Source organism: Pseudomonas sp. JBR1 (genome assembly GCF_028198185.1).
Lineage (GTDB): Bacteria > Pseudomonadota > Gammaproteobacteria > Pseudomonadales > Pseudomonadaceae > Chryseomonas > Chryseomonas oryzihabitans_E.
Window position 1 is genome coordinate 1,980,025 of sequence record NZ_CP116340.1, and the last position, 21,054, is coordinate 2,001,078.

Consider the following 21,054-nt stretch of genomic DNA (forward strand, 5'->3'; position numbering starts at 1 on the left):
TTCGCATGCGTCGCGTCGTCATTACCGGTCTGGGTATCGTTTCGTGCCTGGGCAATGATAAAGACACCGTTTCCGCCAACCTGCGCGCAGGCCGTGCCGGCATCCGTCACAATCCGGAATATGCCGAAATGGGTCTGCGCAGTCAGGTTTCCGGTTCCATCGACCTGAACCTCGAAGAACTGATCGACCGCAAGGTCAAGCGCTTCGTCGGCGATGCCGCCGCCTACGCCTACCTGGCCATGGATCAGGCGATCAAGGATTCCGGCCTGTCCGAAGACCAGGTTTCCAACCCCCGCACCGGCCTGATCGCCGGTTCCGGTGGCGCTTCCACCTTCAACCAGATGGAAGCCCTGGACATCCTGCGCGAGAAGGGCGTCAAGCGCGTCGGTCCCTACCGAGTGACCCGGACCATGAGCAGCACGGTCTCCGCCTGCCTGGCCACCCCCTTCAAGATCAAGGGCCTGAACTACTCCGTGGCCTCGGCCTGCGCCACCAGTGCCCACTGCATCGGCCTGGCGATGGAGCAGATCCAGCTCGGCAAGCAGGACGTGGTTTTCGCCGGTGGTGGCGAGGAAGAGCACTGGACCCAGAGCATGCTGTTCGATGCCATGGGCGCGCTCTCCAGCGACTACAACGAGACCCCGGAAAAGGCGTCCCGTGCCTACGACAGCAAGCGTGACGGTTTCGTCATCGCAGGCGGCGGCGGCATGGTAGTGGTCGAGGAACTCGAACACGCCCTGGCCCGTGGCGCCAAGATCTATGCCGAGATCGTCGGCTATGGCGCGACCTCCGACGGCTACGACATGGTCGCCCCGAGCGGCGAAGGCGCGATCCGCTGCATGCAGCAGGCGCTGTCCACCGTCGACGGCGAGATCGACTACCTGAACACCCACGGTACCTCCACTCCGGTGGGCGACGTGGCCGAGATTAAGGGTGTGCGCGCCGTGTTCGGCGACAAGGCACCGGCTATCAGCTCTACCAAGAGCCTGTCCGGTCACTCCCTGGGTGCCGCTGGTGTGCACGAGGCCATCTACTGCATGCTGATGATGGAAGGTAATTTCATCGCCGGCTCGGCCAACATCGACGAACTGGATCCGGAGGTCGCTGACCTGCCGATCCTGCGCGAGACCAAGGAAAACACCAAGCTGGACCTCATCATGAGCAACAGCTTCGGTTTCGGCGGCACCAACGCCACCCTGGTCCTCAAGCGCTGGCAGGGCTGATAGCCCTCGCTTGTGTGATCCAAACGGCGCCTTTGGCGCCGTTTTTCATTTCCGCTCCCTGCCCGGCTGAACCGGTCATGGGCCCCGCGGTCGAAGGCGCCGGCACTTCGCCTGCGAACCTCCAGGAAGAATGGATTCAGCAGCGCGAATAGCTTAATCTCGCGCCGCTTCGCTGTGTCTGCGCAGCCGCCATAGACAGCGCTGTCCGAACATCGCGGGCAGAGACAAGAAACTGTTGTACCCATGGAGCCCCAATGCACAATCAAAACCAGAGCTACCGCGGACCCTTGATCGTCCTCACCATGCTGTTCTTCATGTGGGGTCTGATCACCTCACTGAACGACATCCTCATCCCCCACCTCAAGGCGGTCTTCACCCTCAGCTACCTGCAGGCGTCGCTGATCCAGTTCTGCTTTTTCACCGCCTACTTCATCGTCTCCTTCCCCGCCGGTCGCCTGGTGGAAAGCCTGGGCTACAAGAAGGGCATCATCGTCGGCCTGCTCACCGCTGGCGTTGGTTGCGTGCTGTTCTACCCGGCAGCCGGTGCCCAGTCCTACGGCTTCTTCCTCACCGCCCTCTTCGTCCTGGCAGCCGGCATCACCGTGCTGCAGGTAGCGGCCAACCCCTATGTCACCATCCTCGGCAAGCCGGAAACCGCGGCCTCGCGCCTCAACCTGACCCAGGCCTTCAACTCCCTGGGCACCACCGTCGGCCCGCTGGTGGGCGCCGTGACCATCCTGGCCCTGGTCGGTGAGGACTCCGCCGCTCATTCGGTGCAGCTGCCCTACCTGATCCTGGCCGGCATGCTGGTCGCCCTGGCGGTGATCATCGGCCTCTTCCGCCTGCCGCAAATCAAGGACACCGAGCAGGACAACGCCACCGACGAGAACGCCCTGACTGCCAGCAGCGTCTGGGCCTATCGTCACCTGCTACTCGGCGTGGTCGGCATCTTCATGTACGTGGGCGCGGAAGTGTCCATCGGCAGCTACCTGGTGAGCCTGATGGAAAGCCCGGACGTGGCCGGCCTGAACGCCGCCACCGCCGCCAAGTACCTGTCCCTGTACTGGGGTGGCGCCATGGTCGGTCGCTTCATCGGCGGCGTGATCATGACCAAGGTACGACCGAACCTGGTGCTGACCTTCAACGCCATCGCCATCGGTGTGCTGCTGGCCGTAGCCGTTCTGCAAGGTGGCAAGGTCGCCATGTGGGCCCTGCTGGCCATCGGCTTCTTCAACTCCATCATGTTCCCGACCATCTTCTCCCTGGCACTCAAGGGCTTGGGCAAGTTCACCTCCAAGGGCTCGGGCCTGCTGTGCATGGGTATCGTCGGTGGCGCGCTGGTGCCGGCCATCCAGGGCTTCTTCGCCGATACCATCGGTCTGCTGCCCTCCTTCGTGGTCCCGCTGGTCTGCTACGTGTACATCCTGTTCTACGGCGTCATGGGCTACCGCCCCACCCTGCGTCGCTGATCTACCCGCGAAGCGCTGGCGGCCTGCCAGCGCTTCAACCCCTCCCGCCGATACCCCCGCCTCTCCCTCGCGCCATAACCCTCCCCTGCGACAGGTCTGCGACGACGATGAATAGCGCGCTGCGCTCCACTGTCGCGCGTTATCGACCACCTCTTCCCGCCACCCTATCGTTCACCGAGAAAGAGCCAGAAGGCTCGCTCCTGGCGCCCTGCGCTTGATTCCGCCTACTAGCCGATGCAAGGCCCGGTAGCGCTGTGTGGCAGAGGTGCGAACCCGCATGCGCTTGCCCTGGCATAGCTCCCTGCCCTGGGCGAATCGCACACAAAAGAAAACGCCCGCATCTCTCGATACGGGCGTTTCGGTAGTGCTGGAGGACCGCTCGGGAGCGGCCCTCGCACCAGGGTCAGGCAGTCTGACGAGCTTCCTCGACCTCGACCGCGTTCGGGCCGCGAGCGAGTTCGGTCTGCAGGGTTTTCTCGTCCAGCTGACCGCACCACTTGGCGACCACGATGGAGGCCACACCGTTGCCGACCAGGTTGGTCAGGGCGCGGGCTTCGGACATGAAACGGTCGATACCCAGGATCAGCGCCAGGCCAGCGACCGGTACGTGACCGACGGCGGACAGGGTGGCGGCCAGCACGATGAAGCCGCTACCAGTGACGCCTGCAGCGCCCTTGGAGGAGATCAGCAGCACCAGCAGCAGGGTGATCTGGTGAGTGATGTCCATCTGGGTATTGGTGGCCTGGGCGATGAACACGGCGGCCATGGTCAGGTAGATGGCAGTACCGTCGAGGTTGAAGGAGTAGCCGGTGGGGATCACCAGGCCAACCACCGACTTCTCGGCACCCAGCTTCTGCATCTTGGTCAGCATGCGCGGTAGGGCGGACTCGGAAGACGAGGTACCCAGCACGATCAGCAGTTCTTCGCGGATGTACTTGATGAACTTGAGGATGCTGAAGCCATGCATACGCGCCACGGTGCCCAGGACCAGCAGCACGAACAACACGCAGGTGATGTAGAAGCAGGCCATCAGGTAACCCAGCTGCACCAGGGTGCCGACGCCGTACTTGCCGATGGTGAACGCCATGGCACCGAAGGCACCGATGGGGGCCAGCTTCATGATGACGTTGATGATGTTGAAGAAGACGTGGGAGATACGGTCGATGAAGTTGAACACCAGTTGACCGGTCTCGCCCAGGCGATGCAGGGCGTAGCCGAACAGCACGGCGAAGAACAGGACCTGCAGAATCTCACCAGTGGCGAAGGCGTTGACGACCGTCGACGGAATGATGTTCAGCAGGAAGTCGATGGTGCTCTGCTTCTCGGCGGCAGCGGCGTAGGCAGCGATGCCCTTGGTGTCCAGGGTGCTGACGTCGACGTTCATGCCGGCGCCCGGCTGGACGACGTTGACCACGATCAGGCCGATCAGCAGCGCGATGGTGGAGAAGATCTCGAAATACAGCAGCGCCATACCACCGGTCTTGCCCACGGCCTTCATGTTCTGCATGCCGGCGATACCGGTCACCACGGTGCAGAAGATGATGGGTGCGATCACCATCTTGATCAGCTTGATGAAGCCGTCACCCAGCGGCTTCATGGCGGCGCCGGTCTGGGGATAGAAGTGGCCGAGCAGGATACCCAGGACGATTGCCAGAATCACCTGGAAATAGAGGCTCTTGTAGAGAGGCTGCTTGACGGGTCGCTTGGGCGCGGGAGCGGTAGTAGTTGTTGTGTCGACGGTTGCTGTCATGGCTCTTTCCCTTGTGACCACTACCTGACGTCCTGTCCGAGTGGGCACCTGACTGATGTTGGCTCTCTCATCCTGAGAGCTTTTTGTTGTGGATCTGGCGGCCGCACGACGGTGACACCAGCATCTTGCTAGACATAAGCAATCGCCGTTCCACTTTCCGACGCGCAATCAAAGCGCCAGCTTTCATGCACCTTTCAGTCGAAAGTCTAGTTGTCGCGTAGCGGCGGAACCCCGCCATCCGATGAAAACGGGCGGAAATCCCCCCTCATCCGGGGCGGTTTTCCGCCAGCGCCGGCCGGTAGTCGGCTATCCTTTGTGCGCCTTTTTGTCGGAGCCTGCCGTGAATTTTTCGCTGCCTTCCACCTCTGGCCCAGATAGCCGGCTGTGATGAGCACCTTGCCGCTCGCGCACCTGCCAGGTTGCTGTACGACGCCCGAACCGCTTCCGCCGTTGAGCCCGGAGCTGGCCTCGCTGGAGCTGATCCATTGCCGTTTCGATCCCGCTCTGGTGAGCTTCGAGCGTGACGCCCTGCGCCTGGGCGCCCTGCCCCCGGACAATATCCGGCGCGCCGTGGCCAAGCGTCAGGCCGAATACCTGGCTGGTCGCCTCTGCGCCCGGGAGGCGCTGCGACGCCTGAGCGGCACCGACGCCGTTCCGGGGCATCGCGCCGAGGATCGTGGCCCCGTCTGGCCGGCTGGCCACGTGGGCGCCATCACCCATGGCCATGGCTGGGCCGCGGCCGCGGTGGGAAGCGCCCAGGAGTACCTGGGCGTTGGCCTGGACGTCGAAACCCTGCTCGAACCGGCCAAGGCACTACGCCTGGCCGACCAGATCCTTACCCCGGCCGAACAGGAGCGCCTGCAACCGCTGGATGAAGAACGGCAGGCCTTCGCCATCACTCTGGCGTTTTCCGCCAAGGAGAGTCTGTTCAAGGCGCTCCATCCGCAGGTACGGCAGATGTTTTTCTTCCAGGATGCCGAGATCCTCGCCACGGACAGCCGTGGGACCTTCGTCATCCGGCTGCTGATCGAGTTGTCGTCGCGATGGACGGCGGGTACACAGCTGGAGGGCCGTTTCCGCCTGGACGAAGCGGGCCGCCTGCTGACCCTGCTGGCACCCCGTACCTGAGTGCAGCCTTCTGTATATAAGGAAGCGATGCCGATCACCGGCGGGGTGTCCGGTCCTTCACCGGGGCAGAACGTCGCAGTGGCTATCGAACGTTTTCTTCTGGTGAAGAAAGTACTCATAGCGAACCGGTATATCCCCTGCCGCTTTCGGTACGGTTCGACTGTGAAGTTGTACGTTATTTGACCACCTAGCTCTGATCCCAGCGTCTACGCGGACTAGCCTGTCGCCGCCCCCAGGATACCCCCCAGTCCCGAACAGCTTATCCACGTCTTATCCACAGCCAGAAACGTGACAAACGCGACATCTAGTGGCCCTTGCACCCCCACACCACCATATATAGCAGTTCGTCGGTATGACCCGGGACGGCGAAACACCCCTCTGTCAAGACTGTCTTCCCTAGCGAGGAGGGCTTATCCTGTCGCCCTAATCGCGAATTTCCAGGGTCTGTGGACCCCGCCCGCCGGTTCCTTCGAGAGTCGGCGTCGGTACGGTTTTTCGTTGGAATTCTGGTAAAGCGCGACCCGCTGTCGTCGCGCAAGCGTTAGCCACATCGTCTTTTGGATCGTCGGATTTCCGGCGATCTCCTCTTTCCGATCAAGGGAGTTCCGCATGCACACCGACCTGACCCGCGAGCAAGCCCAGCAGGGCCGCCCGGCGCAAGATGACAGCCAGGACCTGGGCGCCACCGCCCCCGGTCAACTGCGCGTCATCAAGCGCAACGGTACCGTCGTCCCCTACACCGACGACAAGATCACCGTGGCCATCAGCAAGGCTTTCCTCGCCGTGGAAGGCGGTAACGCCGCGGCCTCCTCGCGCATCCACACCACCGTCAAGCAGCTCACCGACCAGGTCAGCAGCACCTTCAAGCGCCGCATGCCCTCCGGTGGCACCATCCACATCGAAGAGATCCAGGACCAGGTCGAACTGGCCCTGATGCGCGCCGGCGAGCAGAAGGTCGCCCGCAGCTACGTGATCTACCGTGAAGCCCGCAGCCAGGAGCGCAAGCAGGGCGCCGTCAGCGACATCGCCGAGCCGCACCCGAGCATTCGCGTCACCAAGGCCGACGGCACCACCCAGCCGCTGGACATGGGCCGCCTGAACACCATCATCACCGAAGCCTGCGAAGGCCTCGAAGAGGTGAACGGCGAGCTGATCCAGAAGGAGACGCTGAAGAACCTGTACGACGGCGTGGCCGAGAAGGACGTCAACACCGCCCTGGTGATGACCTCTCGTACCCTGGTCGAGCGTGAGCCCAACTACTCCTACGTCACCGCCCGTCTGCTGCTGGACAGCCTGCGCGCCGAAGGCCTGAGCTTCCTCGGCGTCGCCGAGTCCGCTACCCACCACGAGATGGCCGAGCTGTACGCCAAGGCCCTGCCCGCCTACGTTGCCAAGGGCGTGGAGCTGGAGCTGCTGGACCCGAAACTGGCCAGCTTCGACCTGGAGCGCCTGGGCGCCGCCATCGATCACGAGCGCGACCAGCAGTTCACCTACCTGGGTCTGCAGACCCTGTACGACCGCTACTTCCTGCACAGCCACGGCACCCGCTTCGAGCTGCCGCAGCTGTTCTTCATGCGCGTGGCCATGGGCCTGGCGCACATGGAGAAAGACAAGGAAGCCCGCGCCATCGAGTTCTACAACCTGCTGGCCAGCTTCGACTACATGGCGTCCACCCCGACGCTGTTCAACGCCGGCACCCTGCGTCCGCAGCTGTCCAGCTGCTACCTGACCACCGTGCCCGACGACCTGTCCGGCATCTATGGCGCCATCCACGATAACGCCATGCTGTCGAAGTTCGCCGGCGGCCTGGGCAACGACTGGACCCCGGTACGCGCCCTGGGCTCCTACATCAAGGGCACCAACGGCAAGAGCCAGGGCGTCGTGCCCTTCCTCAAGGTGGTCAACGACACCGCCGTGGCGGTCAACCAGGGCGGCAAGCGCAAGGGCGCGGTCTGCGCCTACCTGGAAACCTGGCACCTGGACATCGAGGAATTCCTCGAACTGCGCAAGAACACCGGTGATGACCGTCGTCGTACCCACGACATGAACACCGCCAACTGGATCCCCGACCTGTTCATGAAGCGTGTCTTCGAGGACGGCAACTGGACCCTGTTCTCCCCCGCCGACGTACCGGACCTGCACGACCTCTACGGCAAGGCCTTCGAAGAGCGCTACGAGTACTACGAAGCCCTGACCGAGTACGGCAAGCTCAAGCTGCACAAGACCATCAAGGCCAAGGACCTCTGGCGCAAGATGCTGTCCATGCTGTTCGAGACCGGCCACCCGTGGCTGACCTTCAAGGACCCGTGCAACCTGCGCAGCCCGCAGCAGCACGTGGGCGTGGTGCACAGCTCCAACCTTTGCACCGAGATCACCCTGAACACCAACAAGGACGAGATCGCCGTGTGCAACCTGGGTTCGGTGAACCTGGTGAACCACATCGTCGACGGCAAGCTGGACGTGGCCAAGGTCGCCCGTACCGTCAAGACTGCCGTGCGCATGCTCGACAACGTCATCGACATCAACTACTACTCGGTGCCCCAGGCGGAGAACTCCAACCTCAAGCACCGTCCGGTTGGCATGGGCATCATGGGCTTCCAGGATGCGCTGTACCTGCAGCACATCGCCTACGGCTCCGATGCCGCCGTGCAGTTCGCCGACACTTCCATGGAAGTGATCAGCTACTACGCCATCCAGGCCTCCTGTGACCTGGCCGAAGAGCGTGGCAGCTACTCCAGCTTCCAGGGTTCGCTGTGGTCCCAGGGCATCCTGCCGATCGACTCCGAGAAGCGCCTGATCGAAGAGCGCGGCGCCAAGTACATCGAGGTCGACCTGTCCGAGACCCTGGACTGGGCCCCGCTGCGCGAGCGTGCCAAGAAGGGCATCCGCAACTCCAACATCATGGCCATCGCACCGACCGCGACCATCGCCAACATCACCGGCGTGTCCCAGTCGATCGAGCCGACCTACCAGAACCTCTATGTGAAGTCGAACCTCTCGGGCGAATTCACCGTCATCAACCCCTACCTGGTACGCGACCTGAAGGCGCGCGGCCTGTGGGACTCGGTGATGGTCAACGACCTCAAGTACTACGACGGCTCCGTGCAGCAGATCGAGCGCATCCCGCAGGATCTGAAGGACCTCTACGCCACCGCCTTCGAAGTGGAGACCAAGTGGATCGTCGAGGCCGCCAGCCGTCGCCAGAAGTGGATCGACCAGGCCCAGTCGCTGAACCTGTACATCGCCGGCGCCTCGGGCAAGAAGCTCGACGTGACCTACCGCATGGCCTGGTTCCGCGGTCTGAAGACCACCTACTACCTCCGTGCCCTGGCTGCCACCAGCACCGAGAAGTCGACCATCAACACCGGCAAGCTGAACGCCGTGAGCGCCGACCCCATCACCGGCGTCCAGGCCAGCGCGGCCCCCGCCCCGGCGCAGAAGTTCGAAGCGGCGCCCGCCGCGGCACCGGCTCCGGTGCCCAAGGCCTGCAGCCTCGACGATCCCGAGTGCGAAGCCTGCCAGTAACACCCCAAGCCCTCTCCCAGTAGAGGGCTGCTCTTTATCCCCTCTCCCCCGGGAGAGGGCCAGGGTGAGGGCCGAATCCCCCACCCGCGCACCGCTCTTATCCCCTCTCCCTCCGGGAGAGGGCTAGGGTGAGGGCCTGCCGCCCCGCCCCCACCGCACAGCCACCCAGGAGACACCCCATGCTGAACTGGGAAGAATTCGACAAAGACGACGACACCGCCCCCGCCAAGCCCGCGCAGGCCGCTGGCCAGCAGGCGCCCGCCCAGACCGAGCGCCTGGACTCCGAGGGCGACGCCCTGGTCCATGACGCCCGCGCCCTGTCCGCCGACGACTCCGACGCCGTGGCCCGCGCCAAGGCCGCGCTGAACGAGCTGGACATCCAGGAAGGCCTGGACGACCTGGAAGGTTCCTCCGCCCGCGTGCACGTCGGCGACAAGCAGATGATCAACGCCCGCGCCGACCTCAACCAGCTCGTACCCTTCAAGTACGACTGGGCCTGGCAGAAGTATCTGGATGGTTGCGCCAACCACTGGATGCCCCAGGAAGTGAACATGAACGCCGACATCGCGACCTGGAAGAGCGCGGACGGCCTCACCGAGGATGAGCGCCGCATCGTCAAGCGCAACCTCGGCTTCTTCTCCACCGCCGATTCCCTGGTCGCCAACAACCTGGTGCTGGCCGTCTACCGCCTGATCACCAACCCCGAGTGCCGCCAGTACATCCTGCGCCAGGCCTTCGAAGAGGCGATCCACACCCACGCCTACCAGTACTGCATCGAATCGCTGGGCATGGATGAAGGCGAGATCTTCAACATGTACCATGAGATCCCGAGCGTCGCGAAAAAGGCGAGCTGGGGCCTGAAGTACACCCGCTCCATCTCCGACCCCGAGTTCAAGACCGGCACCCCGGAGACCGATCGCCAGTTCCTCAAGAACCTGATCGCCTACTACTGCGTGCTGGAAGGCATCTTCTTCTATTGCGGCTTCACCCAGATCCTCTCCATGGGTCGCCGCAACAAGATGACTGGCACAGCCGAGCAGTTCCAGTACATCCTGCGTGACGAGTCCATGCACCTGAACTTCGGCATCGACATGATCAACCAGATCAAGATCGAGAACCCGCAGCTGTGGGATGCCCAGATGAAGGACGAAGCCACCCAGATGATCCTCCAGGGCACCCAGCTGGAGATCGAATACGCCCGCGACACCATGCCCCGCGGCGTGCTGGGCATGAACGCGGCGATGATGGAGGACTACCTCAAGTTCATCGCCAACCGCCGCCTGACGCAGATCGGCCTCAAGGAAGAATACCCGGGCGCCACCAACCCCTTCCCCTGGATGAGCGAGATCATGGACCTCAAGAAGGAGAAGAACTTCTTCGAGACGCGGGTGATCGAGTATCAAACCGGTGGGGCGTTAAGCTGGGATTGATGTGATGCTCATCACGGAGTAAATTTACCCAACACCTGCCATGGATGTTGGGGTAATAGCTTGAATTAAGCCCCGCCTAGTGCGGGGCTTTTTTATGGAAGAAATTATGATAGCGGGACTTTTTTTACAAAACTACAAAAGCTATAGCAACATAAATTTTATACCTTTTATTCAAAACCCACTAGACCGGTTAAATATATTTATCGGTGCCAATGGCGTTGGAAAATCAGCAATTCTTGAAAGCCTAAACTGCTTAATGAATGGCGTACCCACAAAAGACTGGGAAACTACAGCAGGAAAGAAAAAAGATCGCACAAGTATATGCCCAGTATTCTTAATACCAAAAGCAAAACTTGCTAACAACGACAAGGTTCTAGCAGTTTCGGAATGCTACTGGAATTACGACTTCTCAAAATCAGGAAACAATGAATACACGAGCAAGTTTTTAGCATTCCGAGAAAAGCTCAAAGAGACTGAACTTAGAGAATCTCACTACCTCATAGCCATCGGAAAGGACTACGATGGCAACATCCTTTTAACTACAACTTTTCACAAAACAATCCTAGACCAAACAAGACGAATAGGTACATCAAAGCAGTTTGTACAGGAGCTATATAGGCACATCATAGATCTGTATAGCTACGTATACATACCAGTAGAAAGTAAAGTCAGTGATATATTGAACTTACAAGCAAAAGAAATGCAAAGCTTGATGGATAAAAGCGTTATCGACGAAATACGAGCCTTACTGGATAAGAAAAATTATCAGTTCAATGACGAGAGAAAAGAAAAAAGCCTATTAGATATAGTTAACCACGAACTAGATTCTTATATTCAAGAAATCAATAGGAAACTTCGTGATAGTTATGAGTTCTCGGCAAAAGGGACTTACAAAAAGACAATAAAATCCAGCGACATCATAGATACGATATTCAAAGAGTTCTTCCACATAAGACCTTTAACAAAAGATGGGAAACATATTAAGAGCTTGAGCTCTGGACAACAACGCTTAGCACTTATAGATGTAGCTACCACACTGCTTTCAACTGAAAATAGAAAAAGCAAGACGGTAGTACTCGCAATCGACGAACCAGAAAATTCTTTAGAGCCAGCAAATTGTTTTGAACAGTTCAGCAGATTGACAACCATCTCAACAAGATTCAAGAGACAACTGCTTGTCACCACACATTGGTACGGATTATTACTTCGCCCCACCAATGGTCTTTTAAGTTACATTGAAGAAAACAGCAATAAATCTCCTGAGCATCACATGTTCTCCCTCAGAAGTGTTTACGATCAGCGGAGATCATTTCCAGACTCCGTAGAAATGAAAAGCTATTTTGACCTAATGAGCTCAATGCTTTCTCTTCTGAAGAAAACTAACTACACTTGGATTATATGTGAAGGCACAGAGGACGCTAAGTACATTAGCTCCCACGCTGGAAAATTCAACGACAAACTCATCATCCTCCCATTCAATGGTTCCGGCAATGTAAAAAAACTTTACGAGTTTTTAAAAGTGCCGTTCTCAGACGACAAAGAAAACTCCAATATTAGTGGAAAGGTAATCTGCCTTATAGATACAGATGAAAAATCTGTAATGACGGTCAAAGACTACAGCACCGGGCAAACCAACAAGAAGCTACTGTTTTTCAGATTGAGCCTTGATCGTAGCAGTGACACTTCAAGCGTAATTTCAATAGCAAATCCGAACGGCGTAAATACGGTAATTGAAGACGTAATAGACCCGGAAATCCTATGGGAAGCGCTAACAAATATATCAGAAAACGACGCCACACTTAGAGACCTTCTAAAAAACTACTCATATAATAACGGCATAAAAAATCCTGACATAAGTCGCAATCTTGGTTTTCTAGAAAAAAATACCAAGGAATCTTACGAAATAATGGATCAACTAAAATCATATCTTTTTTCAGAAAAAATGAAAGCTGTCATTTGCCAAGAATATTGCAAACTAAACACAAACCCAATAAATTTAAAATGGCTAGATGAGCTTTTGTCCTACGTATCATCACAATAGAAAACATTTCAACCACACCCATTAATAAATTCGCACAAGTTTAGTAGGTAGTTTGGATGTACGTAGCGCAGCGCGAAGCTTGTCGATGGATTAATTCGATCGTAAGTTTATTCCATCCATAAGCTTTAGCCTCTGCTCTTACGTGGGAAAGACTGCGCCGTTTTCCACCCTTCGAAGGCCTGATGCCTCGCAAAACAGCACCGCTGTACTCAAGGACGACCCCATGCCTCGCTGGACCGACCAACCCGCCACAGACACGGATGCCGTCTTCGACTTCATCCTTGAGTTCTCCGGTACCGCGCTGCGGCGCCATGCCTCGCTACTGGCCAAGGTACTACCGCCGACCTTGGGCTTCGGGATGTTCCTGGCCTATTTCGCCCGTAATCACTTCTATCCCAGCTTCGATCTCTTCCAGTTTTCTTCGCTGTTGCTGGCGGCCGCCTGCCTGGGCTTTCTGACCATAGGCGCCTTCGTTGCCGCGCTCTTTTTGCCAGGTGCTTGGGTCTATTACCGCTTCATCAATACGGCGGCGATCAAGGAAGACATCACCTTCGCCCTGCCCTATCGCGGCGAGGGGCGCTTTCGCAAGATCATGCTGTTGATGACGCTGGTGTTCTTCGTGCCCTATCTGCTGGCGGGGTTTAGCGATGCGGCCATTCTCCTAGTCGATCCTGAGCTGTTCCTCAGCGTTGCCTTGCTTGCACCCATCCCCATCACGCTGCTGGCGGGCATGGCCGTACAGGGGCTATTCGACTTGCGCCGCTTCAGTTTCCTGAAGTTCGTCTGGGAGGCTTACCTGCCGACAATGGTCGTCGGCATGTTCATTGTCTGGATGCTGGCGCAGGCCTATCCGCTGGTGAGCGATTGGCAGCCGCTGCTCAAGTGGGGCGCTCTGGCCATCGCCCCCTTCATCATTGCCTTCGTCACGACCATGACTTCCATGCTGTTTATCGCCGGCTGGAAGGCGGCGATGATGTTTTCGCTGTTCTTCGCCCTCTTTCTGGCTGGCTATAGCGGTGTGCTCACCACCCTACCCGAGACCATGGTCAGGACGCTGGGCCTGGGTAACTACCAGGCCAAGGCGATCGTGCTCGATACCTCCTACTGCGCCAAGGAACAGGCCAGGGTGCTGCCTACCGATGAGCAGTGCGTGCTCAAGGACGTCCAGGTGGTCTGGTCGCTGGGCGAGGCCTTCGTGCTGCGGTTGGCGGATGGCAGCATGGCGCGGTTGCCGGCATCGGCGATTCGGACGCTGGTGAAACCCCAGTAGCGGGCGGGCCACCTGCCCCAGCCAGAGGTCAGGTTTGAACTGGGGTTATCTGCCCGTCATCATGGCGCGCAATCCTCTGCCTCAAGCCCGCGCCTGCCGTGTCGATAAGACTGAGGTGCGGCTCCGCTTTGGCGGGCGCTCCCCCAAGGCAGGGAGCGCCCTTTTCGTATCCAGACAGGTCCGATTCGCCCATGGCACTCGATGCCCCCACCATGCTCACCCTCACCATCGCCCTGGCGGCTGCCGCGGCGGGCTATCTGGCCATCGAGTGGCGGTCGGTGCGCGAGTCGGCGCTGCTGTACTGGAGCACGGGTTTCGCCCTGATTTGCGTGGGTAGCACCCTGGCGCTGTTGCGCAGTCAGGGGCTGCTGCTGGTGGGCATCTGGTTCGCCAATGGGCTGCTGATCTTCGTGCATGGCCTCTTTCTGCTCGGCGTGGCGCGCTTCACCGGGCGCCGCCTGAGTCTGGGCTGGTGGGCCTTCGCTGCGATCTGGCTAGGGATGTTGCTGCTGCCCAATGAGCCCTGGTGGTCCAAGGTACTGCTGGTGGTGCAGTCGCTCATGATCGGCATCCTGGCGATACGGGCGAGCCTGCTGCTGCGCCGGCGCAATGCCGGAGAGCGGCAGCTGCGCGCGGTGCTGCTGATCCATGGACTCTTCTATCTGATCAAGATGATTCCGCCGCTCACCCCCGGTACCCTGATCGATCTGGCGGTCTATCGCGGCGTCATCATCCAGATCTCGCTGGTAGAGGGGGTGATGGCGGTGATGCTGATCGCCCTGTCGATGACCGGCACGGTGCGTTATCGCCGCGAGCAGCATATCGAGCGCCTGGCCGGCAGCGATCCCCTGACCGGTCTGCATAATCGCCGCGCCCTCGAAGCCGAGGCGCCACGACTGTTCAGCCAGGCGACCCCGGCTCGACCCGGCGCCCTGCTGCTGATCGATCTGGACAACTTCAAGCTGGTGAATGACCTCCATGGCCATGCGGCCGGTGACGGCCTGCTGATCGCCCTGAGCGACCTGCTGCGCACCTCCCTGCCCCGCCACGCCCTGGCAGCGCGGTTGGGGGGCGATGAATTCGTGGTGCTGCTGGGTGAGGCGGCAGATGCGGATGTCGTGCGGCTGGGGGAGACCCTGAGACTACGCTTCAACCAGCTGGCGGCGCAGCGCCTGCGGACGCCCGAGCCCGTCACCCTGAGTATCGGCGCCGTACTGTTCGATCAGCCACCGGAAAGCCTAGCGGATCTGTTGGAACGCGGAGACGGTGCGCTCTATGAGGCTAAGCGCGGCGGTAGGGATGGACTGCGGATTAGCGTGGGGTAAGAGGCGTAGTGTCCGGATCAACCCTGTCCTAACGCCAACGAAAGCAATTCTCTGAGTCGCCATCGGCTTACAACGCGCAAAGGGATTTACGCTCCTTCCATCTCGAAATTGGTACCGCTATTCCTGAGAAAGATTGCGACAGTCGCCGCTAGTTGGCTACAAACCGACGGCGCTCAAGCGCTCTTTGTCCACAGCTCAGGAAGAGTTCAATGTTCAAGAAGACGATGCTTTGTGCAGCTGCGGTAACCCTTACGCTGCTGACTGGTTGTGCATCCGTTCCTATGGAATCCGCTGAAAAAGATCAGGCGCTGAAATCCTTCACGGCACCAGCAAGCGACAAGGCTGGCATCTATATCTTTCGCGATTCCTCCCTCGGCCCAGCGCTGAAGAAAACGGTCAAGATAGATGGCGAAACCATCGGTGAGACAGCGACACACACCTATTTTTATCGTTTGGTGAATCCTGGTCGTCATGTGTTGGCAACCGAGTCGGAGTTTGGTGACAACACCCTGGAGCTCGTGACCCAAGGCGGTCATAACTACTACGTGCGCCAATCAATCAAGCTGGGCGTCTTTGTCGGCGGAGCCAAGCTAACGCTGGTTCCCGAAGCTGAGGGCAAGCAAGGCGTGCGTGATTCCAAACTCGCGCAGTAGCCCTTTCCAAAGGAGATTCTGCTCCCTGCAGAATCTCCTACTAACGATCGAGCTCTAGACTCAGCTTCTTGGTTCGTACGGCGAACGCTCCCTTAGCTCTTAGCAATCCACTACTGTCAGTGACCTGTAGGGTGGACAACGCGAAGCTTGTCCACGCGGGAGCTTTGGGGGCCTGCATTGGTGGCGCCGGTGGAAAAGGCTGCGCCGTTTTCCACGCTACGGGTTGAGCTATAGTTTCTGTCTCTGCTCAAGGAAGAGCTGCCATATCTCGATTTCGTCGTGCCCGTGTTCCGGGGGCTTCCTATTTCTTCACCGTTGTCCTGGCGGATCGGCGTAGCGATCTGCTGACGCGGCATGTCGACCTGCTCCGCGAGACGGTGCGTGCAACGCGACTGCGCCATCCCTTTCATATCGATGCCTGGGTCACCCTGCACGATCATCTGCATTGCGTCTGGACACTGCCGGAGGGCGATGCGCATTTCGCCTTGCGCTGGAAGGTGATCAAGTTCGGTTTCTCCAAGCGCCTGCCGGTCGGTGAAGGGCGTACGGCGACGCAAAGGGCCCGGGGTGAACGCGGGATATGGCAGCGGCGTTACTGGGAACATCTGCTAAGGGACGAGCAGGATTACCAGCGTCATGTGGAGTACATCCACTTCAATCCGGTCAAGCATGGCCACGTCGGCGCGGTGAAGGACTGGCCTTATTCGAGTTTTCATCGAGCGGTGCGGGAGGGTCAGTATTCGCCTGACTGGGGTGGAGACTACACGGTAGAGATAGGGCGCTGGGGGGAGTAGCCACGCGGGGTCACGATTTGGCGGCATTAGTGGAAAAGGCTGCGCCGTTTTCCACGCTACGGGTGCACTCCGCCAATAGGAGCTTCACGGTCACCGAATGCCATCTCGTTTGGGGTTGGACCTCCGTCACTGCCGTAGAGTGGACAACGCGAAGCTTGTCCACGCGGGGTCAGGTGTTGGTGACATCAGTGGACAAGGCTGCGCCGTTTTCCACGCTACGGGGTGAACTCCGTCAACAGGAATTCTACGAAGCTTCTCACCGTCACCGAGCGCCATCTCGTCTGGGGATAGAGCGCTGTTAGAGGGCGGGTGAGTTCCTGGCCCTGGAAGAGGCGAACCAGATTGCCGGCGGCGACGTCGTCCTGCAGCAGGAAGGCCGGCTGCAGGATGATGCCGAGGCCCTGCAGGGCGGCCAGGCGCAGGGCGGGGCCGTTGCTGAGGTGCAGGCGACCGGGTGGCAGCGGGCCGAAGGCGGTGCCGGTCTGGGTGCGCCATTGGTGCAGGGCGCGAGGGTCCATGCCGAGGCAGTCGTGGGCTTCCAGATCGGCCAGATGCTTGGGCATGCCGCGCTGGGCGAGATAGCCGGGCGCGGCGCAGCACCACATCACATAGGGCGCCAGGGGTCGCGCCACCAGGGAGGAATCGGCCAGTTCGCCGATGCGGATGGCGATGTCGATGCCCTCCTCCACCAGGTCCTGGACCCGGTCGCTCAGCACCAGATCGAGGGTGACCTGGGGATGCTGCGCCAGATAGTCACCCAGCCGTGGCGTGAGGCCGTAGGTGCCGAAGGACACCGGCGCCGAGACGCGCAGGATGCCGGCGGGTGCCAGGCGTTGGGTTTCGGCCTGGCGGTCGGTGTCGGCGACCAAGGCGAGGATCTCGCGGCAGCGCGCGTAGTAGCCCTCGCCGAAGGCGGTCAGGCGCTGGCGCCGGGTGGTGCGTACCAGCAATTGCAGGCCCAGGCGCTTCTCCAGACCACGCAGGTGATTGCCGGCCATGGTCGGCGAGATGCCCTGGGCCTGGGCCGCAGCGGCCAGGCTGCCGCGCTCCACCACGGCAACGAACACCTGCATGCTGTCGAGCAGATCCATTCAACACTCCTGTTAAGGAATCCTTACACCTAGGTGGCGTTTATCTCATTTGGGTAATGGGTGAGGCTAGTGGTGTGGGTGAGGTCGCGAAGTGTTGGGCTTCGCTGCGCTCAGCCCAACCTACGAAAATCCTCACCCCTGGAGAATCGATCATGGATCTGCAACTGCACGACCGTACTGCCTTGGTTACTGGTGCCAGCATGGGCATAGGCACGGGCATCGCCCGCGTCCTGGCTGCCGAAGGCGTTCGGCTGGCGATCACCGCGCGGCGGCGGGACGCCCTGGAGACTCTGGCCGAGGAGATCGTGGCGGCGGGTCATGCCCGGCCACTGGTGATCGTCGCGGATATCACCGATGCCGAAGACGTCCAGCGCCTGGCGCGGGAAGCGGAGGAAGGGCTGGGCCAGGTGGACATCCTGATCAATAACGCCGGCGGCACACGACCGCTTTCAGTGACGGCGGACGATGCGGCCTGGGACGAAGCCTGGAATCTCAATTTCACCGCCACGCGCCGCCTGACCCAGGCGCTGCTGGGTGGAATGCGCGAAAGACGTTGGGGACGCATCGTCAATTTCAGCGGCAGCATGGAGCCACGGGACGTGAACGGCGCCGGGACGGCCAAGGCGGCGATCCAGTTCTGGTCCAAAGGGCTGGCGAGTCAGCTGGCGGCCGAAGGCATCACGGTCAACACCATCGCGCCAGGGCGGATCAATTCCGAGCAGATCCTGCAGCGGCTGCATCCGACGCCCGAGGCGCGCCAGGCCTTTATCGCCCGGCACATTCCCATCGGCTATTTCGGCGAGCCGGAAGACGTGGGCCAGGTGGTGGCCTTTCTCGCCTCACCGCTGGCGCGCTACCTCACTGGCGATGTGATCGCGGTGGATGGCGGGATGCATGCCCATGCCCACTAAGACTCTGTACAAAGTCTGCTGCGCGTCGGCCAAACTGCGTTGAAAAGGCCTTCGGAATGCTCATTTACCACTCGTAAACTCCGCTTCCTCAGGCATTTTCGCCTTGTTTGGCTCTAGCTCGCGAGACTTTGAACAGACTCTAGCGCCTGACGCAGACAAACAGCGCATTACCCGCCTCGCCGGCCCAGGGCTCGATGCGCTGGTAGTCGTGCTCCAGCACCTGCACCTCGAACTGTGGCTCCAGCAGGGCCAGCAGTTCGGGGAAGTCCACCGCCACCATGGGATGTTCGTCCTGCCAGGTCTGCTGCTCGCCGGCGTGGCGGCGTTCGATGCGCAGGCGGAGCTGCTGGTGTTCGCCCTCGCCTGGGTAGTGCCAGGCGGAGGCGAAGCTGAAGTGGCCATCGGCCCGCGCGACGCTGTGGCCGACGCTGGAGGCATTGTCGATGCGGCGCTTGTCCACGGCGTTGAAGCAGAACAGGCCGCCGGGGGTCAGGGCCGCCTGGACCTGCGCCAGGCAGGCCTGGAGGCGTGCGAGGCTGCCGCTGTAGTGCAGGGAGTAGAGAAAGCAGGTGATCAGATCGACCGGCTGGTCCAGCGTGAAGCTGCACATGTCCTGGCAGGAAAACTCCGCCTCCGGGCAACGCAGCGCGGCCTGGGCCAGCATCGGCGGATTGAGGTCCAGCCCGCTGCTCTGGAAGCCGGCATCGAGGAAATGCCGCACATGGGGGCCGGTGCCGCAGGCGAGATCCAGATGACAGCTGCCGCCGTTGCCGAACAGCCGTTGTAGGCGCAGCACCGCCTGGCTCTGGGCCCGGTAGTCGATGTCGGCGCAAAGCAGGTCGTAGTAGGCCGACAGGTCGGTGTAGAGGGCAGTGGCGGACATCACAGGGGCTCGGGGCTGAAGACGCGGGCGCGCATCTTAGTCGGTTTCTGCAACCTTCGACGCCTTATACTGGCGGTTTTCCCGAGAGTCCTCCTGACGTGAGCAACAAGAGATACGCCTGCATCGGCCTGAGCAACCCCAAGTCGCCATCCAACGTCGGGTCCATCATGAGGGCGGCAGGTTGCTACGGGGTGGCCTCGGTGTTCTATACCGGCACCCGCTACGACCGGGCCAAGGACTTCGTCACCGACACCAAGAAGGTCCACCAGGATATCCCGCTGATCAACATCGACGACCTGCGCCGCATCTTGCCGCTGGGGTGCGTGCCGGTGGCGGTGGAGCTGGTCGACGGCGCCCGGCCGCTGCCCGAGTACACCCATCCCGATCGCGCCCTCTATCTGTTTGGCTCAGAGGACGGGTCCCTGAGCCAGGAACTGCGCGACTGGTGCGAAGACGTGGTGTACATCCCCACCCAAGGCTGCATGAATCTGGCGGCCACGGTCAATGTGGTGCTCTATGACCGACTGGCGAAGGGCAATAACACCCGCTCGGGTCCGTTGTTTTAACCAAACCCCTGGGTCGGCCGGCGCAAGACCGGATCGAAGGGGTTGATACGTGCGGCGATCACCCCAGCTTCGCGCCTGAGCAGTTCGATCACCGTGGGCAGGCGCTGGGGGTTGAGGCGTTCGCTCAGGGTGCCCACGCTCAGAGCCGCCACCGCCCGGCCATTGCGGTCGAGGATGGGGACGGCGAGGCCTGCCATGCCGGCCAGCACTCCGGTGTTGCGCGCGGCATAGCCCTGCTGGCGGACGTTGTCGATCTCGGCGCGCAACAGCACCTCGTCGTAATGATGGGCGTCGCGCAGCCGCGGCAGGTTGTAGCGGATCACCTCTTCGCGCTCTTCCTCGGGCAGGAAGGCCAGGATCGCCAGGGCGCCCTGGCCGCCACCCAGGGGCACACGGCCACCGATGTCGCCGGTGAAGGTGCGGATCGGATAGGGCCCTTCGCTGCGGTCCAGGCACATGGCGTCGAAGCCGCTGCGCGCCAGCAGGAACAGCGAATCCCCCAGGGACGCCGACAGTCGCAGCAGACTCGGTCGCGCCAGGTCGCGCAGGTTGCCGACCTGCCCGGCGCGGGCCGCCAGGGCGAAGAAGTCCAGGCTCAGCCGGTATCTCTTGCTGCGGGCGCACTGTTCCACCATGCCCTCCTCCACCAGGCCGCGCAGCAGCCGGTGAGTGGTGGGCTGCGAAAGCCCCACGCGCTCGGCCAGGCGGGTGACCTTCTCGCCTTCGGGATCGCCCTCACCCAGGGCACGCACCACGGCGAATACCCGGCTAATGGCACCGACGCCTACCTCGCCTGCAGCTGCCTTTCTTTCAATGGAATCTTCCATCTGCACCGCTCCAAAATATTCCACTGAGTGAATAAATCTGAAAAAAGAGTTCATTCAGTGAAAAACCTGCTTGTCCCGCATCCTAGGTCGCCCTTACCTTCAGGTCCATAGGGCGATACTCACAATCACCGGACGCCGCCAATCGAGCGAGCGCCAACGTCCCAGATC

Annotated in this window: 16 protein-coding genes; 12 read left to right on the plus strand and 4 right to left on the minus strand. The window is 60.6% G+C overall.

What is annotated here, in order from left to right:
• Window positions 1-5 precede the first annotated feature (5 nt).
• Together fabB and PJ259_RS09210 are read left to right on the plus strand one after the other, a co-directional pair.
• Window positions 6-1,223 (plus strand): beta-ketoacyl-ACP synthase I, encoded by a 1,218-nt coding sequence (gene fabB, locus PJ259_RS09205; RefSeq protein WP_059315640.1) that lies wholly within the window; start codon window positions 6-8, stop codon window positions 1,221-1,223.
• A 254-nt stretch (window positions 1,224-1,477) separates the two neighbouring features.
• Window positions 1,478-2,692 carry a sugar MFS transporter gene (locus tag PJ259_RS09210; protein ID WP_271655539.1) on the plus strand — a complete coding sequence of 405 codons (1,215 nt, stop codon included), beginning with the start codon at window positions 1,478-1,480 and terminating at the stop codon, window positions 2,690-2,692.
• 403 nt (window positions 2,693-3,095) lie between these two features.
• Here the strand turns inward: PJ259_RS09210 and PJ259_RS09215 are convergent, their stop codons facing one another.
• Window positions 3,096-4,442, minus strand: coding sequence for a dicarboxylate/amino acid:cation symporter (locus PJ259_RS09215; protein WP_271655540.1), 1,347 nt, complete (start codon window positions 4,440-4,442; stop codon window positions 3,096-3,098).
• Between the two features lie 387 nt (window positions 4,443-4,829).
• On the opposite strand from PJ259_RS09215, the gene PJ259_RS09220 reads away from it, so the two are divergent.
• The 8 genes from PJ259_RS09220 to PJ259_RS09255 all read left to right on the plus strand — a co-directional run bounded on the left by PJ259_RS09220 (window position 4,830) and on the right by PJ259_RS09255 (window position 16,608).
• A complete protein-coding gene (locus PJ259_RS09220) occupies window positions 4,830-5,570 on the plus strand; it encodes a 4'-phosphopantetheinyl transferase family protein (protein ID WP_271655541.1) in 741 nt (246 codons plus the stop codon).
• 609 nt (window positions 5,571-6,179) lie between these two features.
• Complete coding sequence (locus PJ259_RS09225) at window positions 6,180-9,095, plus strand: ribonucleoside-diphosphate reductase subunit alpha (RefSeq protein WP_271655542.1); 2,916 nt, start codon at window positions 6,180-6,182, stop codon at window positions 9,093-9,095.
• A 179-nt stretch (window positions 9,096-9,274) separates the two neighbouring features.
• Window positions 9,275-10,525, plus strand: coding sequence for a ribonucleotide-diphosphate reductase subunit beta (locus PJ259_RS09230; protein ID WP_271655543.1), 1,251 nt, complete (start codon window positions 9,275-9,277; stop codon window positions 10,523-10,525).
• 94 nt (window positions 10,526-10,619) lie between these two features.
• Entirely contained in the window at window positions 10,620-12,566 is a 1,947-nt protein-coding gene (locus PJ259_RS09235) for an AAA family ATPase (protein ID WP_271655544.1), read from the plus strand.
• Between the two features lie 223 nt (window positions 12,567-12,789).
• Window positions 12,790-13,836: a hypothetical protein gene (locus PJ259_RS09240; RefSeq protein ID WP_271655545.1), complete on the plus strand. Its 1,047-nt coding sequence runs from the start codon at window positions 12,790-12,792 to the stop codon at window positions 13,834-13,836.
• 191 nt (window positions 13,837-14,027) lie between these two features.
• On the plus strand, window positions 14,028-15,161 hold the full coding sequence (locus PJ259_RS09245) for a GGDEF domain-containing protein (RefSeq protein WP_271655546.1): 1,134 nt from the start codon (window positions 14,028-14,030) through the stop codon (window positions 15,159-15,161).
• A 209-nt stretch (window positions 15,162-15,370) separates the two neighbouring features.
• On the plus strand, window positions 15,371-15,814 hold the full coding sequence (locus PJ259_RS09250) for a DUF2846 domain-containing protein (RefSeq protein WP_271655547.1): 444 nt from the start codon (window positions 15,371-15,373) through the stop codon (window positions 15,812-15,814).
• A gap of 263 nt (window positions 15,815-16,077) precedes the next feature.
• Entirely contained in the window at window positions 16,078-16,608 is a 531-nt protein-coding gene (locus PJ259_RS09255; protein ID WP_271655856.1) for an REP-associated tyrosine transposase, read from the plus strand.
• A 215-nt stretch (window positions 16,609-16,823) separates the two neighbouring features.
• Here the strand turns inward: PJ259_RS09255 and PJ259_RS09260 are convergent, their stop codons facing one another.
• Entirely contained in the window at window positions 16,824-17,699 is an 876-nt protein-coding gene (locus PJ259_RS09260; protein ID WP_271655548.1) for a LysR family transcriptional regulator, read from the minus strand.
• 152 nt (window positions 17,700-17,851) lie between these two features.
• Between PJ259_RS09260 and PJ259_RS09265 the strand changes: the two genes are divergently transcribed.
• On the plus strand, window positions 17,852-18,610 hold the full coding sequence (locus PJ259_RS09265; RefSeq protein ID WP_271655549.1) for an SDR family NAD(P)-dependent oxidoreductase: 759 nt from the start codon (window positions 17,852-17,854) through the stop codon (window positions 18,608-18,610).
• A 139-nt stretch (window positions 18,611-18,749) separates the two neighbouring features.
• On the opposite strand, the gene PJ259_RS09270 is transcribed toward PJ259_RS09265, so the two are convergent.
• A complete protein-coding gene (locus tag PJ259_RS09270) occupies window positions 18,750-19,493 on the minus strand; it encodes a class I SAM-dependent DNA methyltransferase (protein WP_271655550.1) in 744 nt (247 codons plus the stop codon).
• Window positions 19,494-19,591: 98 nt separating this feature from the next.
• Between PJ259_RS09270 and PJ259_RS09275 the strand changes: the two genes are divergently transcribed.
• The gene (locus PJ259_RS09275) at window positions 19,592-20,059 is read left to right on the plus strand and encodes an RNA methyltransferase (RefSeq protein ID WP_059226744.1); all 468 of its coding nucleotides are present in this window, start codon (window positions 19,592-19,594) and stop codon (window positions 20,057-20,059) included.
• On the opposite strand, the gene PJ259_RS09280 is transcribed toward PJ259_RS09275, so the two are convergent.
• Window positions 20,056-20,886 (minus strand): IclR family transcriptional regulator, encoded by an 831-nt coding sequence (locus tag PJ259_RS09280; RefSeq protein ID WP_271655551.1) that lies wholly within the window; start codon window positions 20,884-20,886, stop codon window positions 20,056-20,058. The genes PJ259_RS09275 and PJ259_RS09280 overlap by 4 nt on opposite strands.
• Window positions 20,887-21,054: the final 168 nt, after the last annotated feature.

Excerpts from the sequence above, each read along its gene's own strand:
- PJ259_RS09250 (WP_271655547.1), top strand. The coding sequence starts at position 15,371 with ATGTTCAAGAAGACGATGCTTTGTGCAGCTGCGGTAACCCTTACGCTG.
- PJ259_RS09210 (WP_271655539.1), top strand. The coding sequence starts at position 1,478 with ATGCACAATCAAAACCAGAGCTACCGCGGACCCTTGATCGTCCTCACC.
- PJ259_RS09235 (WP_271655544.1), top strand. The coding sequence starts at position 10,620 with ATGGAAGAAATTATGATAGCGGGACTTTTTTTACAAAACTACAAAAGC.
- PJ259_RS09260 (WP_271655548.1), bottom strand. The coding sequence starts at position 17,699 with ATGGATCTGCTCGACAGCATGCAGGTGTTCGTTGCCGTGGTGGAGCGC.
- PJ259_RS09215 (WP_271655540.1), bottom strand. The coding sequence starts at position 4,442 with ATGACAGCAACCGTCGACACAACAACTACTACCGCTCCCGCGCCCAAG.
- PJ259_RS09240 (WP_271655545.1), top strand. The coding sequence starts at position 12,790 with ATGCCTCGCTGGACCGACCAACCCGCCACAGACACGGATGCCGTCTTC.
- PJ259_RS09270 (WP_271655550.1), bottom strand. The coding sequence starts at position 19,493 with ATGTCCGCCACTGCCCTCTACACCGACCTGTCGGCCTACTACGACCTG.
- PJ259_RS09225 (WP_271655542.1), top strand. The coding sequence starts at position 6,180 with ATGCACACCGACCTGACCCGCGAGCAAGCCCAGCAGGGCCGCCCGGCG.
- PJ259_RS09280 (WP_271655551.1), bottom strand. The coding sequence starts at position 20,886 with ATGGAAGATTCCATTGAAAGAAAGGCAGCTGCAGGCGAGGTAGGCGTC.
- fabB (WP_059315640.1), top strand. The coding sequence starts at position 6 with ATGCGTCGCGTCGTCATTACCGGTCTGGGTATCGTTTCGTGCCTGGGC.
- PJ259_RS09265 (WP_271655549.1), top strand. The coding sequence starts at position 17,852 with ATGGATCTGCAACTGCACGACCGTACTGCCTTGGTTACTGGTGCCAGC.
- PJ259_RS09220 (WP_271655541.1), top strand. The coding sequence starts at position 4,830 with ATGAGCACCTTGCCGCTCGCGCACCTGCCAGGTTGCTGTACGACGCCC.
- PJ259_RS09230 (WP_271655543.1), top strand. The coding sequence starts at position 9,275 with ATGCTGAACTGGGAAGAATTCGACAAAGACGACGACACCGCCCCCGCC.
- PJ259_RS09245 (WP_271655546.1), top strand. The coding sequence starts at position 14,028 with ATGGCACTCGATGCCCCCACCATGCTCACCCTCACCATCGCCCTGGCG.